This is a genomic window from Burkholderia cepacia GG4 (assembly GCF_000292915.1).
GTDB classification, from domain to species: Bacteria; Pseudomonadota; Gammaproteobacteria; order Burkholderiales; family Burkholderiaceae; genus Burkholderia; species Burkholderia cepacia_D.
This window is the reverse complement of record NC_018513.1, coordinates 2,830,608-2,854,184: the sequence shown is the minus strand read 5'-3', so window position 1 is coordinate 2,854,184 and position 23,577 is coordinate 2,830,608. Positions and strand designations below refer to the sequence as shown.

Sequence of the window (23,577 nt, the reverse complement as noted above, 5' to 3'; positions counted from 1 at the left end):
CTTACAGCGGCCCCATCACCTTGCCCTGAAAACCGTAGACGGCGCGCTCGCCGGCCAGCGCGACGAGCTCGACGGTGCGGGTCTGGCCCGGTTCGAAGCGCACGGCCGTGCCCGCCGCGATGTTGAGCCGGAAGCCGCGCGCGGTCGCGCGGTCGAACGACAGCGCGTCGTTGACTTCGAAGAAGTGGTAATGCGAGCCGACCTGCACCGGGCGGTCGCCGGTGTTCGCGACGACGAGCGTCAGCGTCGCGCGGCCCGCGTTCAGTTCGTGCTCGCCGTCGTCGGTGAGGATTTCGCCGGGGATCATGCGCGTACCTCGGTCACGGAATCGGGTGGTGGACGGTGACGAGCTTGGTACCGTCGGGGAAGGTCGCCTCGACCTGGATGTCGGGGATCATCTCCGGCACGCCTTCCATCACGTCGTCGCGCGTGAGCAGCGTCGTGCCGTAGTGCATCACCTCGGCGACAGTGCGGCCGTCGCGTGCGGCTTCCATCAGCGCGGCGGTGATGAACGCGACCGCTTCCGGATAGTTGAGCTTCAGGCCGCGCGCGCGACGGCGCTCGGCCAGCAGCGCCGCCGTGAAGATCAGCAGCTTGTCCTTTTCTCGGGGAGTCAGTTTCATGAAGGCAATCGTTCAGGAAAACGTAATTGTTATCGATGCGCAGGGTTGCGGCGGAGGCGCGCTTCATCGTAGCACCGCGCCGATTTCGGTGCGTCGTGTATTCGCTATGTAAGCAGCAAGGGGCGTGCCATGCCGGCGGAGCGCGGGGCGATGCACGGTCGTGGTGCGCGCTGCGTGAATCGCATGCAGCGCGGGCGGCGGCGCTGCGCCGAAATGGTGCGTGCCGTGCTGCGTGTGCTCAGGTTTGCCAGAGGCGCAGCGGCCGCGCGTCAACGCCGTGCACGATCGGCCGCAACTGCAGCCAGCAGTCGGTGAAGTGACGCTGCAGCGCTTCCATCGAGGTGGACAGCGCGCGCACCAGCAGGACGCCGGGTGTCACGCAGGTCGCGCCCGCGCGCAGCGTGTCGTCGAACGGCATCCGCGCGGCGAGCGCTTCGGCGAGCGCGGCGTCGCATGCGGCGCCGGCCGCCCACAGCGTGCCGTAGACGGGAAAGCCGGCGAGGCCCTGCAACGCGCCGCGCAGCGGATCGTGCGCGTCGAGCAGCGCGCGCTCGGTCCACAGCGGCCGGCCGCCGGTATCGACGAGTGCCGAGCGCGACGCGATGCGGCCCGCCGACCACGTTTCGCCGGCCGCCTGCCGGCCGAGCTGCGTCGCGTCCCAGCCGATCGCGCTCGCGCCCGCGCCGAGCGTCACCGTGAAGTCGAGCGCGGCGTGGGCCGCGTCGAAGAACAGGTTGTTCTGCGGCAGCCAGTCGAGCTTCGCGTGCTCGCCGACCACAATGCCGATGCGCTGCGTCGCGTCGAGGCCGTTCGATTTGTACCACTTGGTCGCGCCGGGCGTCGTCAGCACCGCGTGCGTGCCGTCGCCGAGCGCGATGTCGATGTCGAGCCGGTCGCCGCCCGCGACGCCGCCCGGTGGGTGGACGATCACCGCGTGGCAGATCGCGTCGCCTTCGGGGTACAGCGGCCGCTGCACGCGCAGCGGGCCGTCGTGCAGCCGGTGGACGAGCGTCGTGCGTGCGCCGTGCCGTTCGAAGCCGAGTTCGAGGCGGCCGCGCCACGACTTGGCGACGGCGGGACGGGACAGCGGGGCGTGGGAATCGGGGGCGGACATCGGCGGGAAGCGGGAGACGGGCGCAGTGAACGAGGATGCTAACGCAACAAAACAATATACGCCTGGGCGCGCGCGCCGCGGAACGTGGCGATGGCGATCGCCGGCTGCGCGAAGACGTCGACGATCGCCTGCCCCATGTCGATCGCCGACGCCTCGCATCGGCGCCATCCCGCACCGCCTTGCTCGCTACACCGCGATCAGCTCGCGCACGCCGTTCGTCTCCATGTCCCGTGCATCGCCGCCCGCAATGACCTCGCCACGGCTCATCACCCAGTAATGGTCCGCGATCGAGCGCGCGAAATCGTAATACTGCTCGACGAGCAGCACGGTCATCTTCGACTCGTCGACGAGCTGGCGCAGCGTGCGGCCGATGTCCTGGATGATCGACGGCTGGATGCCCTCGGTCGGCTCGTCGAGGATCAGCAACTGCGGCTCGCTCATCAGCGCACGGCCGATCGCGAGCTGCTGTTGCTGGCCGCCCGACAGGTCGCCGCCGCGCCGTGCGCGCATGTCCTTCAGGACCGGGAACAGGTCGTAGATGCGGTCTGGCACCGTTGACGGCGCCTTGCGGCTGGCCGCGCCGACCAGCAGGTTCTCCTCGACGGTCAAGCGCGGAAAGATGTCGCGGCCCTGCGGCACGTAGGCGAGCCCGGCCGCGACGCGCGCGTACGGCGGCAGCGTGCCGAGCGGCGTGCCGCGCCACGACACGCTGCCGCTCTTCGCCGCGACGACGCCCATCAGGCAGCGCAGCAGCGTGCTCTTGCCGACGCCGTTGCGGCCGAGCAGCACGGTGAGCTTGCCGTCGTCGGCGGCGAGGTTCACGTTGCGCAGGATATGGCTGCCGCCGTAGTACTGGTTCAGTGCATCGATCTTCAGCATTGCATTACCGTCCGAGGTAGGACTCGATCACCGCGTCATCGCGCTTGACCTGGTCGAGCGTGCCATGCGCGAGCACCGCGCCTTCGGCCATTACCGTCACGCGGCCCGTGTCGCCCGCGAGCGCCGCGACGAACGCCATGTCGTGCTCGACGACCATCAGCGAGCAGGTGCCGCGCAGCGTGTTGAGCAGCGCGGCCAGTTCCATCGTCTCGTGATCGGTCATCCCTGCCGCCGGCTCGTCGAGCAGCAACAGGGCAGGGCGCTGCATCAGCAGCATGCCGATCTCGAGCCGCTGCTTCTGTCCGTGCGACAGCTCGCCGGCCGCGCGATACGCGTCGCTTTCGAGGCCGATCAGCGCGAGCGTCTCCTCGATCTTCGCCTGCGCGGTGCGGTCGAGCCGCGCGCGCAGCGACGCGAGCCAGCCCTTGTCGGTCTGCATCGCCAGTTCGAGGTTTTCCCACACCGGATGCTGTTCGAACACGGTCGGCTTCTGGAACTTGCGACCGATGCCCGCGCGCGCGATTTCCGGTTCGTTCATCCGCGCGAGGTCGATGGTCTGGCCGAGAAACACCTTGCCCGCATCCGGGCGCGTCTTGCCGGTGATCACGTCCATCATCGTCGTCTTGCCCGCACCGTTCGGACCGATCACGCAGCGCAGCTCGCCGGCGTCGATTGCGAGCGACAGCTTGTTCAGCGCGCGAAAGCCGTCGAAGCTGACCTCGATGTCCTCGAGGTAGAGGATCGTGCCGTGCGACGTGTCGATCCCGGGCGGCACCACGCGGCCCATCGATGCGCTGCCGCTGACGGCCAGCACATCGTCTTCGGTCGGTGGCATGAACTGGTAGAGGGCCGTGCCGTTCATCTCCGTTTCCCCTTTGCGAGCAGCGTGTCGACGAGGCCCATGATGCCGCGCGGCAGCAGCAGCGGCACGAGCACGAAGATCAGGCCGAGAAAGAACAGCCAGTATTCGGCGAAGTACGCGGTGAAGAAACTCTTCGCGCCGTTCACCGCGAACGCGCCGACGATCGGCCCGATCAGCGTGCCGCGCCCGCCCACCGCGACCCAGATCGCCATTTCGATCGAGTTGCCGGGCGACATCTCGCCGGGATTGATGATGCCGACCTGCGGCACGTACAGCGCGCCTGCGATCCCGCACAGCACGGCCGACAGCGTCCACACGAACAGCTTGTACGCGAGCGGGCTGTAGCCGAGGAACATCAGCCGCGTCTCGCCGTCGCGCACCGCGGTGACCACGCGCCCGAGCTTGCTGGTGACGATCGCGCGCGCGGCGACGAACGCGAGCACGAGCGTCGCGAAGGTCAGCAGCAACAGCACCGTGCGCGTGCCGGGCGACGTGATCGGAAACCCCGCGATGCGCTTGAAGTCGGTGAAGCCGTTGTTGCCGCCGAAGCCCGTCTCGTTGCGAAAGAACAGCAGCATCGCGGCGAACGTCAGCGCCTGCGTGATGATCGACAGGTATACGCCCTTCACGCGCGAGCGGAACGTGAAGAAGCCGAACACCCACGCGAGCACGGCCGGCACCAGCACGACCAGCGCGAGCGCCCACCCGAGATGCTGGGTGCCGCTCCAGTACCACGGCAGCTGATGCCAGTCGAGGAACACCATGAAGTCGGGCAGGTCGCTGCCGTACTTGCCGTCGCGGCCGATCTCGCGCATCAGGTACATGCCGATCGCATAGCCGCCGAGCGCGAAGAACAGCCCGTGGCCGAGGCTGAGGATCCCGCAGTAGCCCCAGACGAGATCGAGCGCGAGCGCGGCGATCGCGTAGCACATCAGCTTGCCGGCAAGCGTCATCGCATACGCGGAAAGGTGGAACGCGCTCGATTCGGGCGCGACCAGCGCGGCCAGCGGCACGCCGACGCCGATCGCGATGCATAGCGCGACGAGCGCGAGCCACGCGCGGCGCGACAGCAGCGCGGGGCGCGGCGGCAGGCCGAGCGCGAATCTTTCCTCCGCGCGCGCGGCGGCAGCGGGTTTCGGCGCGTCGGCGACCGGGTTCGACAACGAATCGGTGAATGAAGTCATGTCACGCCTCCGCGCTGCGTCCCTTCGGGGCGAACATGCCCTGCGGACGTTTCTGGATGAACAGCACGATCATCACGAGCACCGCGATCTTCGCGAGCACGGCGCCCCAGAACGGCTCGATCGCCTTGCTGACGAGGCCGAGCCCGAAGCCGCCGAGCACGGTGCCGGCGATCTGTCCGACGCCGCCGAGCACGACCGCCATGAACGAATCAATGATGTAGTTCTGCCCGAGGTCCGGGCCCACATTGCCGATCTGCGACAGCGCGCAGCCGCCGAGGCCCGCGATGCCTGCGCCGAACGCGAACGCATACGCGTCGACGCGCGCGGTCTTCACGCCGACGCATGCGGCCATCCGGCGGTTCTGCGTGACCGCGCGCACGAACAGGCCGAGCCGCGTCTTCGTCAGCACCGCCCACGCCACGAACACGACCGCGAGCGCGAACGCGAGGATCGCGAGCCGGTTGTACGGCAGGATCAGGTTCTGCATCACGGTCACGCCGCCGCTCATCCACGACGGGTTCACGACCTGCACGTTCTGCGCGCCGAACAGCATGCGCGTCGCCTGGATCAGGATCAGGCTCACGCCGAAGGTCGCGAGCAGCGTTTCGAGCGGGCGGCCGTACAGGTGCCGCAGCACGAGCCGTTCGAGCACGATGCCGACCAGCGCGGCCGCCGCGAACGACGCGGGTACCGCGACGAGCGGATACCAGTCGAACGCGGCCGGCGCATAGCGCTGGATCAGCGTCTGCACGACATAGGTTGCGTACGCACCGATCATCAGGAATTCGCCGTGCGCCATGTTGATCACGCCGATCAGCCCGTACGTGATCGCGAGGCCGAGCGCCGCGAGCAGCAGCACGCTGCCGAGCGACAGGCCTGCGAACACGGTGCCGGCGATCTCGCCGCGGCGCTGCAACGCGTGCAACGCCTCGAGACCTTGCTGCGCGGCTTCGCGCACGCGCGCGTCGGGCTCCGCGTCGCTGCCGTCCGGGTTCTTCGCGACGAGCGGGCGCAACTGTTCGATCATGTCGAGATCGCGGCGCGCGGCGACGACCTGTACGGCGTCGAGACGCATCGCCGGATCGGCATCGTGCAACGCGGCGATCGCCCACAGCGCATCGAGGCGGCGCTTCAATGCCGGATCGGTCTCCTTCGCCCGCGCGCGGTCGATCATCGGCTGGAGCGTCGGGTCGGGCGACTTCAGCAGGGTATCGATCGCGTCGCGTCGCGTAGTGACATCGGGCGACGCGAGGGCGAGCCCCGACAGCGCGCCGGCGATTTTCGTGCGCAGCAGGTTGTTCAGCATCACCGGCTGCGCGTCGCCGGCCGGCGTCGCGGCCTGCGTGAGCGCGTCGTGCGCGGTGTCACCGGTCTGGATCAGCAGGCGAGCGTCGCCGGTCGCGAGCGCGTCGCCGGTCGACAATGCATTGAGCACGGCGACGGCGCGCGGATCGGGATCGGTGGCGAGCCGTTCGATCGCGGCCGTTTTCGCGTCGAAGTCGTCGCCGGCGAGCGCGGCGGTATCGGCGGCCGTCAGTGCAAACGCGGCGCGCGGCAGCGCACCGGCAAGCGCGGCACAGGCGACGACCGCGACGGCGGCGCGGCGAAAGCGTGTAGGCATCGGGACATCCTGTCGGGCGTGGGAAAGCACATTCGTGCAACGGTGTGCGGGCGCATGCGGTGCGTCAGCAATCGCGGCGGCGCACCGGCATCGGTGTGCGAGCGGAGCGCCACGCCGTGCGGGGGCGCTCCGCATCGCATCAGGCGAGCGCTGCGCGCTGCCGGCGCAGGAACGCCGGAATCGAGCTGACGATGTCCGGCTTGCCCTGGTTGCCTGCGATGAACGGGCTCCACGGCTGCGCGCGCACGGCCGTCTTCGTCTTCCACACGACGTTGAACTGGCCGTCGCCGCGAATCTCGCCGATCATCACCGGCTTGTGCAGGTGATGATTGCCGTCCATCGCGAGCGTGAAGCCCGACGGCGCGGCGACGGTCTGGCCGATCATCGCGACGCGCACCTTGTCGACGTCGGTGCTCTTCGCTTTCTCGACGGCCTGCTTCCACATGTGGATGCCCACGTAGGTCGCCTCCATCGGGTCGTTGGTCACGCGCTTCGCGCCGCCCGGCAGGTTGTTCGCCTTCACCCACGCGGCGAACTGGTCCTTGAACTTCGTGTTGGTCGGGTTCTTCACCGACATGAAGTAGTTCCACGCGGCGAGGTGGCCGACGAGCGGCTTCGTGTCGATCCCGCGCAGCTCTTCCTCGCCGACCGAGAATGCGACCACCGGCACGTCGGTCGCCTTGATCCCCTGGTTGCCGAGTTCCTTGTAGAACGGCACGTTCGAGTCGCCGTTGATCGTCGAGATCACGGTCGTCTTGCCGCCTTGCGAGAAGTTCTTGATGTTCGCGACGATGGTCTGGTAGTCGCTATGGCCGAACGGTGTGTAGACCTCCTGAATGTCGGCATCCTTCACGCCCTTCGATTTCAGGAACGCGCGCAGGATCTTGTTGGTCGTGCGCGGATACACGTAGTCGGTGCCGAGCAGGAAGAAGCGCTTCGCGCTGCCGCCTTCCGCGCCCATCAGGTACTCGACGGCCGGAATCGCCTGCTGGTTCGGCGCGGCGCCCGTGTAGAACACGTTGCGCGACATTTCCTCGCCTTCGTACTGCACCGGGTAGTAGAGCAGGCCGTTCAGCTCCTCGAACACCGGCAGCACCGACTTGCGCGACACCGAGGTCCAGCAGCCGAACACGCAGGCGACCTTGTCCTGCGTGAGCAGCTGGCGCGCCTTCTCCGCGAACAGCGGCCAGTTCGATGCCGGGTCGACGACCACCGGCTCGAGCTTGCGGCCCATCACGCCGCCGTTCTTGTTGATGTCGGCGATCGTCATCAGCGCCGTGTCCTTCAGCGACGTTTCGGAGATCGCCATCGTGCCCGACAGTGAATGCAGGATGCCGACCTTGATCGGGCCCGTGCCCGCATCGGCTGCGTGCGCGAACGGACTCTTGCCCGCCAGCGCGAGCGCACCGGCCATCGAACCGAACTTCAGCAGACTGCGACGTTTCATCGGTTTCCCCTTGACGTGTTGGTTGAGCGTGCGCCGTGGTGGCGTCGGCATCGGGTTTACGCAAGGCATGTGCCAGTCGCGCGGATGCACGCCTGGCGTGCCTGTGCGGGATGGGGCGGGGCGTCGGCGCGGTGCGGATGATGCGTCGTGCAGCACGCGCGATCCGTTGCGGTGCGCTCGCGCGGGCGCAAATGGTGCACGGTTGTCTTCCCCGTTGCGGTGCCTGCACTCGATGTTCGATCCGCCGCGCCCCATGTCTTCGCACCACGCCGGCGCAGCGCGTTGCCGCGCCGGACCTCGACGAGGAGCCGCCATGAGTCAGCCGGACACGAACACGCCCGACCTGCCGACGATGGCGAAAGGCACGAACCACGCGGCGGTGCCGATGGGCGCGGTCGCGGCGAGCGACGCGATCCACGACGCGATCGTCGGCGGCGCGCCGCCGGCATCGAGCTGTTCCACGGCGATACGTATTCGGGACACCCGCTCGCGATGGCAGCCGCGTGCGCGACGATGAATCTCTACGCGCGCGGCCGGCTGTTCGAGCGAGAGATCCACGCGCTGAAGGACGCGCGGCACGTGATCGACGGGCGCAATCTCGGCCTCGTCGGCGCCGTCGAGCTGAAGCCGCGCGACGGCAAGCCGGGCGCGCGTGCGTATGACGTGTTCGTCAGGTGCTACCAGTAAGGGGGCGATGATCCGCTAGACGGGCGACATCCTCGCGTTCTCGCCGCCGCTCATCATCGACGACGCGCAGGTCGCCGAGCTGTTCGCGATCGTCGCCGATGCGCTGGCGGAAACGGGGTAGGGCGGGACGCGGAGGCGGAAATGCAAACGGGCGCGCCATGCGCGCCCGTTCGGCGGATCAGTGCGGCCGGCGGCAACCTGCCGGCCGGCGCGGCGGCAGGTGCTGCGCCGCCGGGAAGGTCAGTAACGCGGCACGGACGGATCGACGTCGCGCGACCACGCGTCGATGCCGCCCTGCAGGTTGTACAGCTTCGTGAAGCCGCGCGATTCGAGGAACATCGCGACCTGCGCGCTGCGCATCCCGTGATGGCACACGCAGACGATTTCCGCTTCGTCGTCGAGCTCCTCGCTGCGCGCGGGGATCTGCTGCATCGGGATCGACACGCTGCCGGCGATCTGTGCGGTGGAGATTTCCCACGGCTCGCGCACGTCGAGCACGACCGGCGCGGGGCGCGCCGGATCACGAAGCCATTCCGCGAGCATCGCGGGCGTCAGGATCTGCATGGGGCCGCCGTTCAGAACTTGAAGCGCGACGGTTCGATCGCGTTGACGAGGTGGTCGACGTAGGTTTCGAACACGTCGGCGACACGGTACTGCTTGTCGTCGATGCGCGTGATGATCTGCGCCTTCATCACCGGACGGCCGCCGACGAATGCCGACAGGCGGCCGCCGATCTTCAGCTGTTCGAGCATCTGCTGCGGCACGACCGGCAGGCCGCCCGCGACGCAGATCACGTCGTACGGCGCTTTGCCCGGCCAGCCGAGCGAGCCGTCGCCGAGCGCGACTTCCGCGTTCGTCACGCCGTCGTTGCGCAGGTTGTCTGCCGCGAACTTCGCGATGGCCGGATCGATCTCGACGGCCGTCACGGACTGCGCGCGATGCGCGAACAGCGCGGCCAGGTAGCCGGAGCCCGCGCCGATCACGAGCACGTTCTCGTGCTTCTTGACCGCCAGTTCCTGCAGCACGCGCGCTTCGACGCGCGGGAACAGCATCTTGCTGCGGCTGCCGGGCAGCGGCAGTTCGAGGTCCGCGAACGCGAGATCGCGATGTTCGGGCGAAACGTAATTTTCACGCTTGACGATCGACAGCAGGCCCAGGACGTCCAGATCCAGCACGTCCCACGGCCGGATCTGTTGTTCGATCATGTTGAAACGCGCGTTTTCGATATTCATGGTGTGGTCACGCAGCCTGGTCGGCCATCAGCGGGGATAGAGAAACTTCGTGATTGTACCAAACGGGGCGGCGGCGAAGCCTTCAGACGGCCTGCAACAGACCTTTACCCCTTGCTCTTCTTGATCTGCGCCTCGAACGCGAGGTCGAGCTTGCTCGCCTTGCGCGGCTTTTTGGGGCCGAATTCGTCGACGAACTTGACGAATTCGTCGAGCGGCAGCGGCTCGCAGCGCTTCTCGGCGGTGCCGCCCGAGCGGTCGACCAGATAGAACAGGCCGCCCGCCATCGCGACGGCCGCGAACTGCGGGTTGCCGGAGCGGGTCTTCAGGCGTTCGACCGCGTTGGTTGCTTTGGTGGTGCGCATCGTGCGGGTGCTTGCAGGGGCGTTAAGCCCCTTACTTTATCAAACCGGCCGCCCGCATGCGGCCGCGCGGCGTCAGACGGTGCGCGAGTAGCGTTGCTGCGGCGTCTGGCCGAGGTAGGCGTCGAACGCCATCGCGATGTTGCGCACGACCATCCGGCCGGCCGGGTGGATCGTCAGGCGGTCGCCGGCGACGGTCAGCAGCCCGTCTTGCTCGAACCCGCGCAGCGCGTCGAGCTCGCGCGCGAAGTGATCGGCGAAGCGGATCCCGTGCGCGGCCTCGATATGCGAGAACGGCAGTTCGAGGTTGCACATCAGTTGCGTGATCACGTCGCGGCGCAGCCGGTCGTCGGGCGTGAGCCGCACGCCGCGCGCGATCGGCAGCCGGCCAGCGTCGAGCGCGGTGCCATAGGCCGGCAAGTCCTTCGCGTTTTGCGCATAGACGTCGCCGACCTTGCCGATCGACGACACGCCGAAGCCGACCAGGTCGGTATCCGCGCGCGTGCTGTAGCCCTGGAAATTGCGCTGCAGCGTGCCGTTGCGCTGCGCGCGCACGAGTTCGTCGGACGGCCGCGCGAAGTGATCCATCCCGATGTACACGTAGCCGGCCGACGTCAGCATGTCGATCGCGAGGCCGAGCAGCGCGATGCGCGTTGCGGGCGGCGGCAGCGTCGCATCGTCGATCTGCCGCTGCATCTTGAACAGGTGCGGCATGTGCGCGTAGCCGAACACCGACAGCCGGTCGGGCGCGAGCTCGATGATCGTCTCGAGCGTGCGCGCGAACACGGCGATGGTCTGGTGCGGCAGCCCGTAGATCAGGTCGACGCTGACCGAATGGAAGCCCGTCGTGCGCGCGGCGGAGAGCAGGTCGGCCGTCATCGCGAGCGGCTGGATCCGGTTGATCGCCTGCTGCACGACCGGATCGAAATCCTGCACGCCGAGGCTCAGCCGGTTGAAGCCGATGTTGCGCAGGTGGACGAGCGTCGCCGGTGTGACCGTGCGCGGGTCGATCTCGATCGAGGATTCGGCATCGGCGTCCGGCGCGAGCGCGAAATGCTCGCGGGTGGCCGCCATCAGCTCGGCCGTTTCGCCGTCGGACAGGAAGGTCGGCGTGCCGCCGCCCCAATGGAGCTGCGTGACCGGGCGCGCGGGATCGAACAGCGTGGCCTGCAGCGCCAGCTCGCGCTTCAACTGCTCGAGATACGGGCGCGCGCGGCGGTGGTTGTTGGTCGCGATCTTGTTGCAGCCGCAATAGAAGCAGGCCGTGTTGCAGAACGGGATGTGGAAGTACAGCGACAGCTCGCTCGACGACGCGCCGGGATCGCTCGCCGCACGCACGTAGTCGGCCGGATCGAAATCGTCGCGGAACTGCAGCGCGGTGGGGTAGGACGTATAGCGCGGCCCGTTCGCGCCGTACTTCGCGAGCAAATCGGGACGGAACAGGGTGTCGGCAGAACCGGAATTCATGATGGTCTCGCGCTTTTTAGATGCTTTCGAGTATATAAACGTGCGTTTCGGCTGCATTGTGTAATAACGTCGCAGCCGGTGGTGGCACAATGCGCAGTGAGCTGCCGGACGCCGCGTCCGGTTGCCGCACCGTTTTTTGTTGTCCGTTCGAGAGAGTCGAGTGTCCGTCGAAATGCCTGTCCGCCCGGCACCCGCCGAAGTCCCGCCGCCGCATGCGTGTCGTGAGGGCTGCGGTGCGTGCTGCATCGCGCCGTCGATTTCCAGTCCGATTCCGGGGATGCCCGACGGCAAGCCGGCCGGTGTGCGCTGCATTCAGCTCGGCGACGACCTGCGCTGCCGGATCTTCGGCCGCCCCGAGCGCCCCGCGTGCTGTTCGGGGCTGCAGCCGTCCGCGGAGATGTGCGGGGCGTCGCGCGACGACGCACTGGCGTGGCTGACGCGCCTCGAGGTCGCGACGCAGCCGTCGCCCCGCGCCGGCTCGGCGCGGTAACGCGCTGCCGCGCACCGGCCGGCGCACGCGCTGCGACGCATGGAACCGGCGGCGTGCGCCGCGGCACTAACCTCCGTCCATTGGCCGACCTGGGCCGGAGCCGATCGCCAGGCTGCCGTTCCGCCCGATACAGGAGATTGTTCAGCATGACCGCATCTTGCACGCCCGGCCGGCGCCGTTTCCTCGCCGCCTGCGCCGGCGCCATCGGCGTGTCGGTATCGCTCGCCGCCTGCGCGTCGACGTTTCCGTTCATCCCCGATCACTACACGTTCTCGCGCGGCGACGTCCAGAAAGCCGTCGCGCGCAAGTTCCCGTACCAGAAGACGGTCGCGCAGGTCGTCGACGTATCGCTCGCGAATCCGGCGGTCAACCTGCTGCCTGACCAGAACCGCGTCGCCGTGCAGCTCGACGCGCATTTCGCGAGCCCGTTCCTGCGCGAGCCCGTGAGCGGCAAGTTCACCGTGTCGGGCCAGCTCGCGTACGACGCGCCGAGCCGCTCGGTCGTGCTGAAGGCGCCGGCCGTCGACAGCCTCGTGCTCGACGGCGACGCGCAGCTGTATGCGCAACAGGTCGGCGCGGCCGCCGGCCTGCTCGCGACGCAGGTGCTGACCAACTATCCGATCTATACGTTCAAGCCCGAACAACTGCAATTTGCCGGGGTGAACTACGAACCCGGTACAATTACGATTCTTACAAACGGCATACGCGTGGCGATCGTCGAAAAGTGACGGTGCACCGCGCGCGGCCGGGCGGGCCGCGGCGGCAACGTGGCCCTTTCATTCGACTACTTCGGAGTTGGGCCACGGATGGACTGGATCCTGATCTGCAAGGCATTGATCCTCGGCGTCGTCGAGGGGCTGACGGAATTTCTCCCGGTGTCGAGCACCGGTCACCTGATCGTTGCGGGCAGCTTCCTGAATTTCAACGATGCGCACGCAAAGACCTTCGATGTCGTGATTCAGTTCGGCGCGATCCTCGCGGTCTGCTGGGAATACCGGCAACGGATCGTGTCCATCGTGTCCGGGCTGCCCAGCCGGCCCGACGCGCGGCGCTTCACGCTGAACGTCGTGATCGCGACGATTCCCGCGATCGCGCTCGGCCTGCTGCTGGAGAAGAAGATCAAGGCCGTGTTGTTCGCGCCGGTGCCGGTCGCGTTCGCGCTCGTCGTCGGCGGCGCGATCATCCTGTGGGCCGAGGCGCGGCAGCGCGAGCGCAGCGAGCCGCCGCGCGTCCAGTCGGTCGATGAGCTTACCCCGCTCGATGCGCTGAAGGTCGGCATCGCGCAATGTTTCGCGCTGGTGCCCGGCATGTCGCGCTCGGGCTCGACGATCATCGGCGGGATGCTGTTCGGCCTCGACCGGCGCGTCGCGACCGAATTCTCGTTCTTCCTCGCGATTCCGATCATCTTCGGCGCGACGCTCTATGAAACCGTCAAGGATTGGCAGGCGTTCACGGTCGATTCGCTCGGCCTGTTTGCGCTCGGGCTCGTCGCCGCGTTCATCAGTGCGTTCGTATGCGTGCGCTGGCTGCTGCGCTTCGTCGCGACGCACGACTTCACCGTGTTCGCGTGGTACCGGATCGTGTTCGGCTTGTTCGTGCTGCTCGTGGGTTACAGCGGGTGGCTGAACTGGGCGTGATGCCGGCGCGGGGGCAGGGGCGCTTCCCATGACAAACGGCCCGATCGGCACATGCCGGTCGGGCCGTTTTCCGTTGCGCGGCGGCGCGTGCAGTGCGCCGCCGTGCAGCGTGCTTAGCCGGCGCGCTTGCGGAACACCAGGTCCCATACGCCGTGGCCGAGCCGCAGCCCGCGTCGTTCGAACTTCGTGACCGGGCGGTAGTCGGGACGCGGCGCGTAGTCGGCGGCCGTGTTTTCGAGCGTCGGTTCGGCGCCGAGCACTTCCAGCATCTGTTCCGCGTAGTTCTGCCAGTCGGTCGCGCAATGCAGGTACGCGCCGGGCTTCAGGCGCGACGCGAGGTGCGCGACGAGCGGCGGCTGGATCAGCCGGCGCTTGTGGTGGCGCGCCTTGTGCCACGGATCCGGGAAGAAGATGTGCACGCCGTCGAGGCTTTCCGGCGCGAGCATGTGCTCGAGCACCTCGACCGCATCGTGCTGGATGATGCGGATGTTCGGCAGGTCCTGCTCGCCGATCAGCTTCAGCAGCGCGCCGACCCCCGGCTCGTGCACTTCGACGCCGAGGAAGTCGTCGCCCGGGCGGTGGGCGGCGATTTCCGCGGTCGATGCGCCCATCCCGAAGCCGATCTCCAGGATGCGCGGCGCGCTGCGGCCGAACACGGCGTCCCAGTCGGGCAGTTCCGCTGCGTACGGGACGACGAAGCGCGGGCCGAGATCGTCGAGCGCGCGGCGCTGGCCGGTCGACACGCGGCCGGCGCGCGTCACGAAGCTGCGGATGCGGCGGCGGTGCAGCGGGTTGACTTCGTCGGCGCCGTCGGCGGCTTCGTCGGGAAGGGCGGCATCGTCCGGCGGCAGGCCGGCTTCGTTCGGATCGTCGTGCATCATCGGTGACAGAGAAAGGCTCGGTTCGGGCGCGGGCATCGGGCGCGCGGGACGCGCCGGCGCGGTACAAAAAAGCCGCCTTCGACGAGGCGGCTGGCGCGCGGTTGCGGAACGTGGACGGGCGCGGCGAGAGCCGTCAAGCCGTTGATCCTGAAGGATTTCCCGTTCGGCAAACCGGAAAGAGCCGGATTATGGACTGGTTTGACCCGACTGGCAAGGTCGAGGCCGGCGCCGCGGCGTGCCGGTTTGGGAGGGACATATGACGCCGGGGCCGGCGCGAACCCCGCCGCGGCCCCGGGTTGCGGCACTGCGGCGGCCGCGCGCTTCAGCCGACCCGCAGGTCGAGCCGGCGACGCGTGATCGCCTTGATCTGGTTCAGCGCGTAGTCGAGCTCGAACGCGGTGTCGCGCGACACGCGGCTTTCCAGTTCGAAGAAGATCCCGGCCTTCGTGTAGTGGCGTACGCAGATGATGAACGGGAAGCCGTGCTGCTCGCGATACTGCCGGTTCATCTGCTGCAGGCGGGTTTCCTCGGCGTCGGTCAGCGCGTCGAGGCCGGCGCTCGTCTGCTCGCTGACCGACGCATCGGTCAGCCCGCCGCCGCGCACCGCCTGCGCGGACAGTTCCGGGTGGCGATCGAAGAATGCCTTTCTCGCGTCGAGGCCGCGCCCGCGGATGCTCGCCATCATCGCGTCGTGCAGCGCATCGACGGAAGCGAACGGGCGCGCGTTCCACGCGTCCTCGGCGACGTCCGGCGAATGTTCGAAGATGTCGCCGAGGGCTTGGACGAACTGGTCCTTCGCCATCGTGTTGATGGCGGCGAGATTGGGGGTGTCGAGTGGGGTCGAGGGCATCGTCAGTCGGAACCTTGGAGCGGGAATGGAGGTTCCGAGTATAGGAATCGGGCCGGCGCAACCAGAAGGGGGCAAGTCCTATTGGCCGTATACCAGTCGATGCATTCGCCGCGCATTCCGGCCGTGGCGGGTCCGCGCGGCCTGTATGTCATGCACGTCATGCGGTATCGGCAATCGACTTCAGCCGCTCGCCGCTGTCCGACAGCAACCCTCGCAGCCACGCATGCGCCTTCGAGCGATGCTTGTTCGGATGCCAGAGCACGTAGAAGCGCATCAGCGGAAAGTTGAACGGCGCCGGGCGGATCAGCAGCGGCAGGCGGCGCGCATAGTAGGCCGCGAAATGCCGCGCGGTCGTCAGGATCAGGTCGGACTCGCTCACCAGATACGGCGCGAGACTGAAATACGGGCAGGACATCTGCCTGCCGCGGCTCAGGCGCAACGTCGCGAGCGAACTCTCCACCACGCCGCGCTGCGAGCTCGAATAGGGCAGCGGCACCAGGTGCGACGCGTCGATATAGCTTTCCGCGGTGAGCCGGCCGGGCTTCGCGAGCGGATTGTCCTTCGACATCAGGCACACGACTTCGTCTTCGAGCAGCACGTTCATGTGCAGGTGTTCGGGCGGCGTCGGCCAGTTGCCGAGCACCACGTCGACGTGTCCTTCCGCCAGCGCCTTCTCGTAGTCGTACTCGGCGCCCATCGGCAGCGTCACGAGCTTCGAATTCGGCGCGTGCTGGCGGAAGCGCCGGGCCAGGTCCGCGAAGAACGGCGGTGCGAGGTAGTCGGGCATCGCGATCGTGAACGTGCGTTCGGAGCGCTGCGGGTCGAACGCGTCGTCGGCGCTGAACATCTTCTCGAGTGCATTGAGTGCGACCCGCGCGTCCTGCGTGAGCTGCAGCGCGCGCTCGGTGGGCACCATCTCGTTCTTCTCGCGCGTGAGCAGCGGATCGTCGAACAGCTTTCTCAGGCGCTTCAGCGCGCTGCTGAGTGCCGGTTGCGACTGGTTCAGGCGGATCGCCGTGCGCGACACGCTGCGTTCCTCGACCAGCGTGCACAGGACGCGAAGCAGGTAGGTGTCCAGTGGATCGTCGTTGCGCATGGGGAAGTTCGGGTTCGTTGACCGGCTCCACTTTGCCGCCGAGTGTCGGACGGCGTCAACGGCCCGCCGCGCGGCGTATCGTGCCGGCGCGCGCGGCCGCCGGGCCGTGCCGTGCGCTGCCGAAGCTGCCGGGACGCCCGCCGGATGCGACGGGACGGGCCCCGCGAAGCGGTACGGAACCGGCCTGCACCGGCGTTTGCTATGGGGTCTATAACAACCCGCGCCTGTCTGCCGGCAGGCCCCTGCTATATGGTCGGGCTTCACAACAAGATCACGACCTTGCGAGTCGCCGGTGCGGCAGCGGAGCGCCGCACGCCGCGGGGGCGGGACGAAGGGTTTGGGGTCGCCGGCCCACGCAGGCCGAACTATTTCAGGAGACACCGGTGTCCGTCACAGAACAGCATTCGTCAGTCTATTCGTCGGTCGAGCCGACGCTTGAAGAGCGCGTCTATCGCAAGGTGTCGTGGCGCCTTCTGCCGTTCCTGTCCGCATTGTGGGTGCTCGCGTGGCTGGACCGCGTGAACATCGGCTTTGCGAAGCTGCAGATGCTCGATACGCTCAAGTTCAGCGAGGCCGTCTACGGCCTCGGCGCCGGGATCTTCTTCCTCGGCTACTTCTTCTTCGAAGTGCCGTCGAACGCGCTGCTGCAGAAGATCGGTGCGAAGAAGACCATCATGCGCATCACGATCGGCTGGGGGATCATCTGCATCCTGCAGTCGTTCATCAAGACGCCGACGCAGTTCTACATCCTGCGCTTCCTGCTCGGCGCGTTCGAGGCCGGCTTCTATCCCGGCATCATCCTTTACCTGACCTACTGGTATCCGAGCTCGCGGCGTGCCAAGGCGTTCGGCACGTTCATGTCGGCGTCCGCGATCGCGGGCGTGCTCGGCGGCCCGCTGGCCGGCAGCATCATGACGTCGCTCGACGGCTCGCACGGCTTCCACGGCTGGCAATGGCTGTTCGTGATCGAGGGCATCCCGTCGGTGCTGGCCGGCATCGTCGCGTACTTCTACATGACCGACCGGCCCGAGCAGGCGAAGTGGCTGTCGGTGGCCGAGCAGCAGGTCGTGCGCAACGTGCTGGACGCGGACAAGCGCGACCTCGGCGAGCGCGGGCACGACTGGCGCACGCTGTTCCGCAATCCGAAGGTGTGGCTGCTGATCGGCATCTTCTTCTGCCTGCTGTGCGCGAACTCCGCGCTGACGTTCTGGATTCCGACCATCATCCGCGATTCGGGCTTCGGCACGACGGTGGTGATCGGCTGGATTGCCGCGCTGGCCTACGTGTTCGGTGCTGCCGGGATGATCCTGAACGGCGCGCGTTCCGATCGCAACCAGGAGGTGCGCTGGCACTTCGCGGTGCCGGCCGGTTGCGGTGCGCTCGCGATGGCGGTGCTGGCCGTGCTGCTCGGGATGCCCGGCGTGGCGCCGGCATTCACGATCGCCGCGATGATCATCGCGCTGGCCGGGACGATGAGCGCGATCCCCGTGTTCTGGCAATTGCCGAACCTGTACCTGGCCGGCAGCGCCGCCGCGATCGGCGTCGCGTTGATCAATTCGGTGTCGAACCTGGCCGGCTTCGGCGCGCCGTACGTGCTCGGCCTGGTCAAGAGCGCGACCGGCAGTCTCGCACCGGGCCTGTACCTCGTTGCCGCGATCGAGCTGCTGTCCGCCGTGCTCGTCGTCACCGGCATCGTCCATGCACGTCGATCGAAGGAGTCCTGAACATGAGCGACATCATCAAAACGGATCGCCGGCAGTTCGTGATCGCGTCGATGGCGGCGGCCGGCGGCATGCTGCTGGCCGGCCGCGCGAACGCGGCGGCGGCATCGGCGGTGCAGGGCGACGCGCTGCGCCCCGCACAGGCGGCGGATCCGATCTCGCTGCACGGCGCGAGCCCGCGCCTGACGATTCATCTGCTCGACACCTATCACGGTGCGCCCGCGACCGGCCTGAAGGTCGACTTCTCGCGGCTCGAGAACGGCCGGGCCGTGCCGATCCGCAGCGTCGTGATCAACCGGAACGGGCGCAGCGACGAACCGTTGCTGATCGGCGATGCGTATCAGGTGGGCGACTACGAGCTGCTGCTGCATGTCGACGACTACTTCCGGATGAAGGATGCGCAGGTGGCTGCGCCGTCGTTCCTGTCGCAGGTTCCCGTGCGCTTTCGCGTGAACAGCGCCGTCGAGCGGCTGCACCTGCCGGTGCAGTTCGGACCGTGGAACTACACGTACTACCGCGGCAGCTGAGCGGCGAGGTCTCTCCCCGCATCCCTCGACACGAATTGGAGCAAGCGAATGGCTGGCATCAGCACCCATGTCCTCGACCTGACGACCGGCAAGCCGATCAGCGGCGTGCCGATCGAACTCTATGACCTGAGCGTCACGCCGCCCAGGCTGCTGAACCGGACGGTCAGCAATGCCGACGGGCGCACCGACGCGCCGATGCTGCCCGGCGCGGCGGCGAAGGCCGGGCAGTTCGAGCTGCGCTTTGCGATCGGCACGCATTTCAAGGACGCGACCGCGCTGTCCGATGTCGTGCCGGTGCGGTTCACCGTTTTCGATCCGGCACAGCACTATCACGTGCCGCTGATCTGCTCGCCGTGGTGCTTCTCGACGTACCGCGGCAGTTGACCCCACCTGAATGGAGAAGCAGTCCCATGTCTCATCAAGAAACCTACCTCGTCGACTCGATCCGTCTCGCCATGGAGAACGTTCGCGAGCGCAAGACCTGGCCGTTCGGCGCCGTGCTGGTCCGGGACGGCAAGGTGCTGGCCCGCTCGGTCAATGAAGTGGAAGCGACTTGCGACCCGAGCGCGCATGCCGAGATGCAGGCTGTGCGCGCCGCGAGCAAGGCGCAGGGCAGCACGGACCTGAGCGGCTCGGTCATGTATGCGAGCGGGTATCCATGCTCGATGTGCCTGTCGGCGATGTATCTGGCGGGGGTCAGCGAGGTGTATTACGCGTACTCGAACGAGGACGGCGAGCCGTACGACCTGTCGGCCGCGCGCGGCTATGTGGAGATCGCGCGTCCGCTCGAGGAGCGTGAGATGAAGCTGGTTTATCACCGCGCGCGCGATGAAGGGCAGGATCTGTACGAGGCCTGGCAAGCGGTGCAGGGTAGCTGAGCCGCGGTTCGCCCGACGCAGGTTGACCGGTGCTGGCGCTAACGGCGCACTCCCCGGCACCGGTTTTTGGACACGTCGTTCCGCGTGACGGAAGGGGTGTCCTTTTTTCATTGGGCGGGCGCGGCGGTGCGTGAATCGAGAGCGTCCGGGCGTGACGAAGCAGATGCGACGACGCACGTGCGGCTTGCGAGACAACAGGGGAGGGATGCTTGAGCGACCGGCACAGACCCTTGCAGCAGTCTTGCGGATTGGCTCTCGAGGCCGGCGCTTGACCCGACGGATCAGCGCGGAGGAAACGTGGAGCGGGCGATGGGAATCGAACCCACGTCATCAGCTTGGGAAGCTGAGGTAATGGCCATTATACGACGCCCGCAGAACGCGTGATTCTACAGGGTTTGGCGGGGATGTTGCAAGTGAAGAGTTTTGGCCGCTGGCAAACGACTGATTGCGGACTGCGCGTTCCCCGACGGTGGCCCGTCTCGATGCGCCAGTTTCGCGAGCAGGTCGACTGCGACACGACGCGGCACGGTAGCGCCAGGGGGGCAAAGCGCATCCGACCCAGGCGGAACGGAACGCGCCGGCGGCGCGCTTGCCCGCAAGCCCGTGTCGAAATTAGACGAGTCGGTGTCGGACGCATACAAGCCCCGATAACGCTTTCGATCTAACGTGACAGACCTCTTACCCGATCGTTAGTTTGGAGCCGACATGTCCGATTTCATCACCGTTCTGCGCAAAACCTGCCCGACCCCGGTCCTCGACGCGACCAAGTGGAAGCGCATCGGCGGCGATCCGCACACCGTGAACCTCAACGCCTACCTGTCCAAGGACGGCAGCAAGATCATGGGTACCTGGATCTGCACGCCGGGCAAGTTCGAGGTGAACTACGAGAAATGGGAGTACTGCCACTTCCTCGACGGCTACTGCATCATCACGCCGGAAGGCGAGGAAGCGGTGCACCTGAAGGCCGGCGACGTGTTCGTGATCGAACCCGGCATGAAAGGAACGTGGGAAGTAGTGGAGACGGTGCGCAAGTACTTCGTCTTTGCCTGAGCATTCGACCCACGCAGACCGTCGGCATCCGGAAACCTTGCCGGTCCGCGGTCTTCGTCATCGCGGCCCTTGCACGTTGGAAGGGCCCGACACACATTCATGACAAGACGACGCCCGCAAAGCGCGTCATTCCACCGGGTTTTCAGCCGGGATCGCAAGCGGGCGACGTCCGCCTCAATAGAACTCGTGCCGATTCGGGAACAGTTCGCCCAGTGTGGTCGCACGCTGCGCCGGTTCCGCCATTTCGGCGATTGCGCCGATTGCGCCGATTGCGCCGGGCGCCTGCCGCTCGCGATAAGCGCTCGGCGACATCCCGTAGGCCCGCCGAAACTCGCGCCCGAGGTGCGACGCATCGGCAAATCCACAGGCCGCCGCGATCTCGGAAATGTTCTTGTCCAGATGCATCAGCATCCATGCGGCCGTGCGAATCCGGATCGCCCGGTAGCACGCTGCCGGCCCGCCGCCGGTTGCTTCCCTGAACAGCCGTTCGAGCTGCCGGGTCGAAAGGTCGAGTCTGCGCGCCAGTTCGTCGATCGTGATCGAGTGGCTGATATGTTGTTCCATCAGCAGGATCGCGCGCTTCACCTTCGGATGCGCGTTGGGCGCGACACCGGGCGGATGCGGTTGCGGGGCGCTCACCGTCTCGCGCTCGTCGACCAGCAGGATCCGAAGCGCCTTGTAGACGATCGACGGCTCGATGTGCCGCACCAGAATCGCGGCCGCGACATCGATCGACGCGCGTCCCCCGGAGCAGGTCACGCGCCGGCCGTCCAGCACATACAGGCGATCGGAAACCACCAGCTTCGCATCGACGGACGGAAACCGCTCGATGAAGTCCCAGTAGTGAAACCAGCTGATGCAGATCCGATGGCCGGCCATCACGCCCGCGCGCGCCAGCGCAAACGCGCCGGTGCAGATGCCGACCAGCATCGCGCCTGCCGACGCGGCCGCGCGAATGAATTCGAGGGTGGCCGGGTCCATTTCCGATCGAGCATGCAGGAGCCCGCCCACGACGACTACGTAGTCGAATTCCTGATGCGAATTCAACGCTTGCCACGCCGGGATCTGGATGCCGCAGCTCGCGCGAACCGGGGTCGTCACGTCGCCGAGGATCGTCCACGACAATCTGACCGGCTGGCTGTTGTCTCCCTCGTCGGCCGCGAGTCTCAGCACGTCGATCATGCCCGAGAACGCTGTCAGCGTGAAATTCGGCAACAGGATGAAACCGAACCGGATACGCGCCGGTTTATCGGGTTCCGGAAGCGTGGCGACAGGAGCGGCATGACGCATGATGATGTGCTGGTCGGGCAACTGCTGGTGCAGATGCGAAACAAGGACGCCGGGGCGATTCTCGTCGAATCGCCCCGGCGGGCCAACGTGGTCGCGGACGTCAACTGCAGTGCCGGCCCACATCGTAACGACCCGGCCCGGACGTCACCGTCCGGGCCGGGTCGAATGGATCACCGTCGCGCGGTCCGACTTGCAGGCAGCGGCAACCCGCGCCTGCCGCCGCGCGTCGTTTCGTCTTCAGGCCGATGACACGCCGCGGCGGCCGAGGGTCGACTGCGCGTCACGGCTGCGCTGGTTCAGCCGCGCGGCGATCAGCACGAACCCGGCGAGCACGCCGGTTGCCGCGACTTCCATCCGGTGGCCGTCGAGGAACAGCATCGTGACGAGCGTCCCGCAGATGAACAGGATGACCGCCCACGTGAGCCACGGGAACAGCCACATCCGCAGCGACAGCGCCGAACCGTTCACGTCGAGCATGCGGCGCATCCGCAGCTGCGACACCGCGATCACCAGATACACGAGCAGCGCGATCGCGCCGGAGGTCGCGATCAGCACGTTGAACACCTGCTCGGGCACCACGTAGTTCGCGATCACGGTCAGGAAGCCGAACGCGGTCGAGGCGAGCACGGCGGCACGCGGCGTGCCGGTCGAATCGGTGCGCTGCAGGAACGCCGGTGCGTCCTCGCGCTTCGCGAGCGAGAACAGCATCCGCGACGCGGTGTACAGCGCCGAGTTCAGGCAGCTTGCGACCGATACCAGCACGATCACGTCGATGATCGCCTTCGCATGCGGCACGCCGAGCAGTTCCATCACGCGCTGGTAGGAGCCGTGCGCCGGCAGCAGCGGATCGTTCCACGGCACGATCGCGGTGACGAACAGGATCGAGCCGAGATAGAACAGCGAGATGCGCCAGATCACCGAATTCGTCGCGCGCACGATCTGGCGCTCCGGGTTTTCGGATTCGGCTGCGGCGATCGTCACGATCTCGGTGCCGACGAACGAGAACATCGTCATCAGCATGCCGGCGAATACCGCGCCGATCCCGTGCGGCATGAACCCGCCGTGATTGACGAGGTTCCCGAAGCCCGACGCGTGGCCGCCCGGCAGCAGCCCGAACACGGCCGCGCCGCTGATCGCGATGAACAGCGCGATCGCGACGACCTTGATCAGCGCGAACCAGAATTCGAATTCGCCGTAGTTCTTGACGGAGAAGAGGTTGGTGACCGTCAGCAGCAGCGTGACGCCCAGCGCGAAGACCCACGTCGCGATGCCCGGGAACCACGCGTTGAGGATGGTGGCCGCGGCCGTCGCCTCGATCGGGATCACCAGCACCCAGAACCACCAGTACAGCCAGCCGATGGTGAAACCGGCCCAGTGGCCGATCGCGCGATCGGCGTAGGTGGAGAACGAACCGCTGTCCGGATGCGCGACGGCCATTTCCCCGAGCATGCGCATCACCAGTACGACGAGCGCGCCCGTCAGCGCATAGGCGATCAGCGCCGCCGGTCCCGCCGCCGCGATCGCGTGGCCGGAGCCGACGAACAAGCCCGCGCCGATCACGCCCGCGATCGACAGCATCGTGACGTGGCGTTGCTTCAGGCCTGTCGCTAGGCCCGTGTGACTACCATTCATGTCATCCTCCAATCCATGTTTCTAATGTCCGGCCTGCTGTTCGTTGCACT

Annotated in this window: 25 protein-coding genes, 1 tRNA gene and 1 pseudogene; 9 read left to right on the top strand and 18 right to left on the bottom strand. The window is 67.2% G+C overall.

The window, feature by feature from the left end; genetic code table 11:
• Position 1: 1 nt before the first annotated feature.
• From GEM_RS13055 to urtA, 8 genes are all read right to left on the bottom strand, one after another.
• A complete protein-coding gene (locus GEM_RS13055; protein ID WP_014897860.1) occupies positions 2-307 on the bottom strand; it encodes an urease subunit beta in 306 nt (101 codons plus the stop codon).
• A 13-nt stretch (positions 308-320) separates the two neighbouring features.
• Positions 321-623, bottom strand: coding sequence for an urease subunit gamma (gene ureA / locus GEM_RS13050; RefSeq protein ID WP_010091605.1), 303 nt, complete (start codon positions 621-623; stop codon positions 321-323).
• Positions 624-861: 238 nt separating this feature from the next.
• Positions 862-1,737 carry an urease accessory protein UreD gene (locus tag GEM_RS13045; RefSeq protein WP_014897859.1) on the bottom strand — a complete coding sequence of 292 codons (876 nt, stop codon included), beginning with the start codon at positions 1,735-1,737 and terminating at the stop codon, positions 862-864.
• 186 nt (positions 1,738-1,923) lie between these two features.
• Positions 1,924-2,616: an urea ABC transporter ATP-binding subunit UrtE gene (urtE, locus tag GEM_RS13040; protein ID WP_014897858.1), complete on the bottom strand. Its 693-nt coding sequence runs from the start codon at positions 2,614-2,616 to the stop codon at positions 1,924-1,926.
• A 4-nt stretch (positions 2,617-2,620) separates the two neighbouring features.
• Complete coding sequence (gene urtD / locus GEM_RS13035) at positions 2,621-3,478, bottom strand: urea ABC transporter ATP-binding protein UrtD (protein ID WP_014897857.1); 858 nt, start codon at positions 3,476-3,478, stop codon at positions 2,621-2,623.
• Entirely contained in the window at positions 3,475-4,662 is a 1,188-nt protein-coding gene (gene urtC, locus GEM_RS13030) for an urea ABC transporter permease subunit UrtC (RefSeq protein ID WP_014897856.1), read from the bottom strand. The genes urtD and urtC overlap by 4 nt, the downstream gene beginning before the upstream one ends.
• A 1-nt stretch (position 4,663) precedes the next feature.
• Positions 4,664-6,283, bottom strand: a complete 1,620-nt coding sequence (gene urtB, locus GEM_RS13025; protein WP_014897855.1) for an urea ABC transporter permease subunit UrtB — start codon at positions 6,281-6,283, stop codon at positions 4,664-4,666.
• A gap of 139 nt (positions 6,284-6,422) precedes the next feature.
• A complete protein-coding gene (gene urtA / locus GEM_RS13020; protein WP_014897854.1) occupies positions 6,423-7,730 on the bottom strand; it encodes an urea ABC transporter substrate-binding protein in 1,308 nt (435 codons plus the stop codon).
• 334 nt (positions 7,731-8,064) lie between these two features.
• On the opposite strand from urtA, the pseudogene GEM_RS13015 reads away from it, so the two are divergent.
• Positions 8,065-8,538, top strand: a pseudogene (locus GEM_RS13015) (aminotransferase class III-fold pyridoxal phosphate-dependent enzyme); the annotation flags it as partial.
• A 119-nt stretch (positions 8,539-8,657) separates the two neighbouring features.
• On the opposite strand, the gene GEM_RS13010 reads toward GEM_RS13015, so the two are convergent.
• The 4 genes from GEM_RS13010 to hemN all read right to left on the bottom strand — a co-directional run bounded on the left by GEM_RS13010 (position 8,658) and on the right by hemN (position 11,475).
• Positions 8,658-8,981 (bottom strand): rhodanese-like domain-containing protein, encoded by a 324-nt coding sequence (locus tag GEM_RS13010; RefSeq protein WP_006758748.1) that lies wholly within the window; start codon positions 8,979-8,981, stop codon positions 8,658-8,660.
• Between the two features lie 11 nt (positions 8,982-8,992).
• Positions 8,993-9,649 carry a protein-L-isoaspartate O-methyltransferase family protein gene (locus GEM_RS13005; RefSeq protein WP_014897853.1) on the bottom strand — a complete coding sequence of 219 codons (657 nt, stop codon included), beginning with the start codon at positions 9,647-9,649 and terminating at the stop codon, positions 8,993-8,995.
• A 104-nt stretch (positions 9,650-9,753) separates the two neighbouring features.
• On the bottom strand, positions 9,754-10,011 hold the full coding sequence (locus GEM_RS13000; protein WP_014897852.1) for a hypothetical protein: 258 nt from the start codon (positions 10,009-10,011) through the stop codon (positions 9,754-9,756).
• A 72-nt stretch (positions 10,012-10,083) separates the two neighbouring features.
• The gene (hemN, locus tag GEM_RS12995; protein WP_014897851.1) at positions 10,084-11,475 is read right to left on the bottom strand and encodes an oxygen-independent coproporphyrinogen III oxidase; all 1,392 of its coding nucleotides are present in this window, start codon (positions 11,473-11,475) and stop codon (positions 10,084-10,086) included.
• A gap of 172 nt (positions 11,476-11,647) precedes the next feature.
• On the opposite strand from hemN, the gene GEM_RS12990 reads away from it, so the two are divergent.
• The 3 genes from GEM_RS12990 to GEM_RS12980 all read left to right on the top strand — a co-directional run bounded on the left by GEM_RS12990 (position 11,648) and on the right by GEM_RS12980 (position 13,602).
• A complete protein-coding gene (locus GEM_RS12990; RefSeq protein WP_041490542.1) occupies positions 11,648-11,965 on the top strand; it encodes a YkgJ family cysteine cluster protein in 318 nt (105 codons plus the stop codon).
• A 146-nt stretch (positions 11,966-12,111) separates the two neighbouring features.
• The gene (locus tag GEM_RS12985; RefSeq protein ID WP_014897849.1) at positions 12,112-12,693 is read left to right on the top strand and encodes a DUF1439 domain-containing protein; all 582 of its coding nucleotides are present in this window, start codon (positions 12,112-12,114) and stop codon (positions 12,691-12,693) included.
• Positions 12,694-12,771: 78 nt separating this feature from the next.
• Positions 12,772-13,602, top strand: a complete 831-nt coding sequence (locus GEM_RS12980; protein WP_014897848.1) for an undecaprenyl-diphosphate phosphatase — start codon at positions 12,772-12,774, stop codon at positions 13,600-13,602.
• Positions 13,603-13,715: 113 nt separating this feature from the next.
• Here the strand turns inward: GEM_RS12980 and trmB are convergent, their stop codons facing one another.
• From trmB to GEM_RS12960, 3 genes are all read right to left on the bottom strand, one after another.
• Positions 13,716-14,483 carry a tRNA (guanosine(46)-N7)-methyltransferase TrmB gene (gene trmB, locus GEM_RS12975; RefSeq protein WP_014897847.1) on the bottom strand — a complete coding sequence of 256 codons (768 nt, stop codon included), beginning with the start codon at positions 14,481-14,483 and terminating at the stop codon, positions 13,716-13,718.
• 322 nt (positions 14,484-14,805) lie between these two features.
• A complete protein-coding gene (gene uraD / locus GEM_RS12965) occupies positions 14,806-15,333 on the bottom strand; it encodes a 2-oxo-4-hydroxy-4-carboxy-5-ureidoimidazoline decarboxylase (protein ID WP_014897846.1) in 528 nt (175 codons plus the stop codon).
• Positions 15,334-15,490: 157 nt separating this feature from the next.
• Positions 15,491-16,429: a LysR substrate-binding domain-containing protein gene (locus tag GEM_RS12960; RefSeq protein ID WP_014897845.1), complete on the bottom strand. Its 939-nt coding sequence runs from the start codon at positions 16,427-16,429 to the stop codon at positions 15,491-15,493.
• 383 nt (positions 16,430-16,812) lie between these two features.
• Between GEM_RS12960 and GEM_RS12955 the strand changes: the two genes are divergently transcribed.
• The 4 genes from GEM_RS12955 to GEM_RS12940 are packed head-to-tail and all read left to right on the top strand — an operon-like array spanning position 16,813 to position 19,555.
• Positions 16,813-18,153 carry an MFS transporter gene (locus GEM_RS12955; protein ID WP_014897844.1) on the top strand — a complete coding sequence of 447 codons (1,341 nt, stop codon included), beginning with the start codon at positions 16,813-16,815 and terminating at the stop codon, positions 18,151-18,153.
• A gap of 2 nt (positions 18,154-18,155) precedes the next feature.
• Entirely contained in the window at positions 18,156-18,677 is a 522-nt protein-coding gene (uraH, locus tag GEM_RS12950) for a hydroxyisourate hydrolase (RefSeq protein WP_014897843.1), read from the top strand.
• Positions 18,678-18,725: 48 nt separating this feature from the next.
• Positions 18,726-19,061, top strand: a complete 336-nt coding sequence (uraH, locus tag GEM_RS12945; protein ID WP_014897842.1) for a hydroxyisourate hydrolase — start codon at positions 18,726-18,728, stop codon at positions 19,059-19,061.
• A gap of 26 nt (positions 19,062-19,087) precedes the next feature.
• Complete coding sequence (locus tag GEM_RS12940) at positions 19,088-19,555, top strand: nucleoside deaminase (protein WP_014897841.1); 468 nt, start codon at positions 19,088-19,090, stop codon at positions 19,553-19,555.
• A 298-nt stretch (positions 19,556-19,853) separates the two neighbouring features.
• On the opposite strand, the gene GEM_RS12935 is transcribed toward GEM_RS12940, so the two are convergent.
• A tRNA-Gly gene (locus GEM_RS12935) sits at positions 19,854-19,928 on the bottom strand.
• Positions 19,929-20,260: 332 nt separating this feature from the next.
• Here GEM_RS12935 and GEM_RS12930 point away from each other — a divergent pair.
• Positions 20,261-20,605 (top strand): cupin domain-containing protein, encoded by a 345-nt coding sequence (locus GEM_RS12930; RefSeq protein ID WP_014897840.1) that lies wholly within the window; start codon positions 20,261-20,263, stop codon positions 20,603-20,605.
• A 174-nt stretch (positions 20,606-20,779) separates the two neighbouring features.
• Here the strand turns inward: GEM_RS12930 and GEM_RS12925 are convergent, their stop codons facing one another.
• Both GEM_RS12925 and gabP read right to left on the bottom strand, forming a co-directional pair.
• Positions 20,780-21,895, bottom strand: a complete 1,116-nt coding sequence (locus GEM_RS12925) for a GlxA family transcriptional regulator (protein ID WP_148283825.1) — start codon at positions 21,893-21,895, stop codon at positions 20,780-20,782.
• 237 nt (positions 21,896-22,132) lie between these two features.
• Positions 22,133-23,527, bottom strand: a complete 1,395-nt coding sequence (gene gabP, locus GEM_RS12920; RefSeq protein WP_014897838.1) for a GABA permease — start codon at positions 23,525-23,527, stop codon at positions 22,133-22,135.
• Positions 23,528-23,577: the final 50 nt, after the last annotated feature.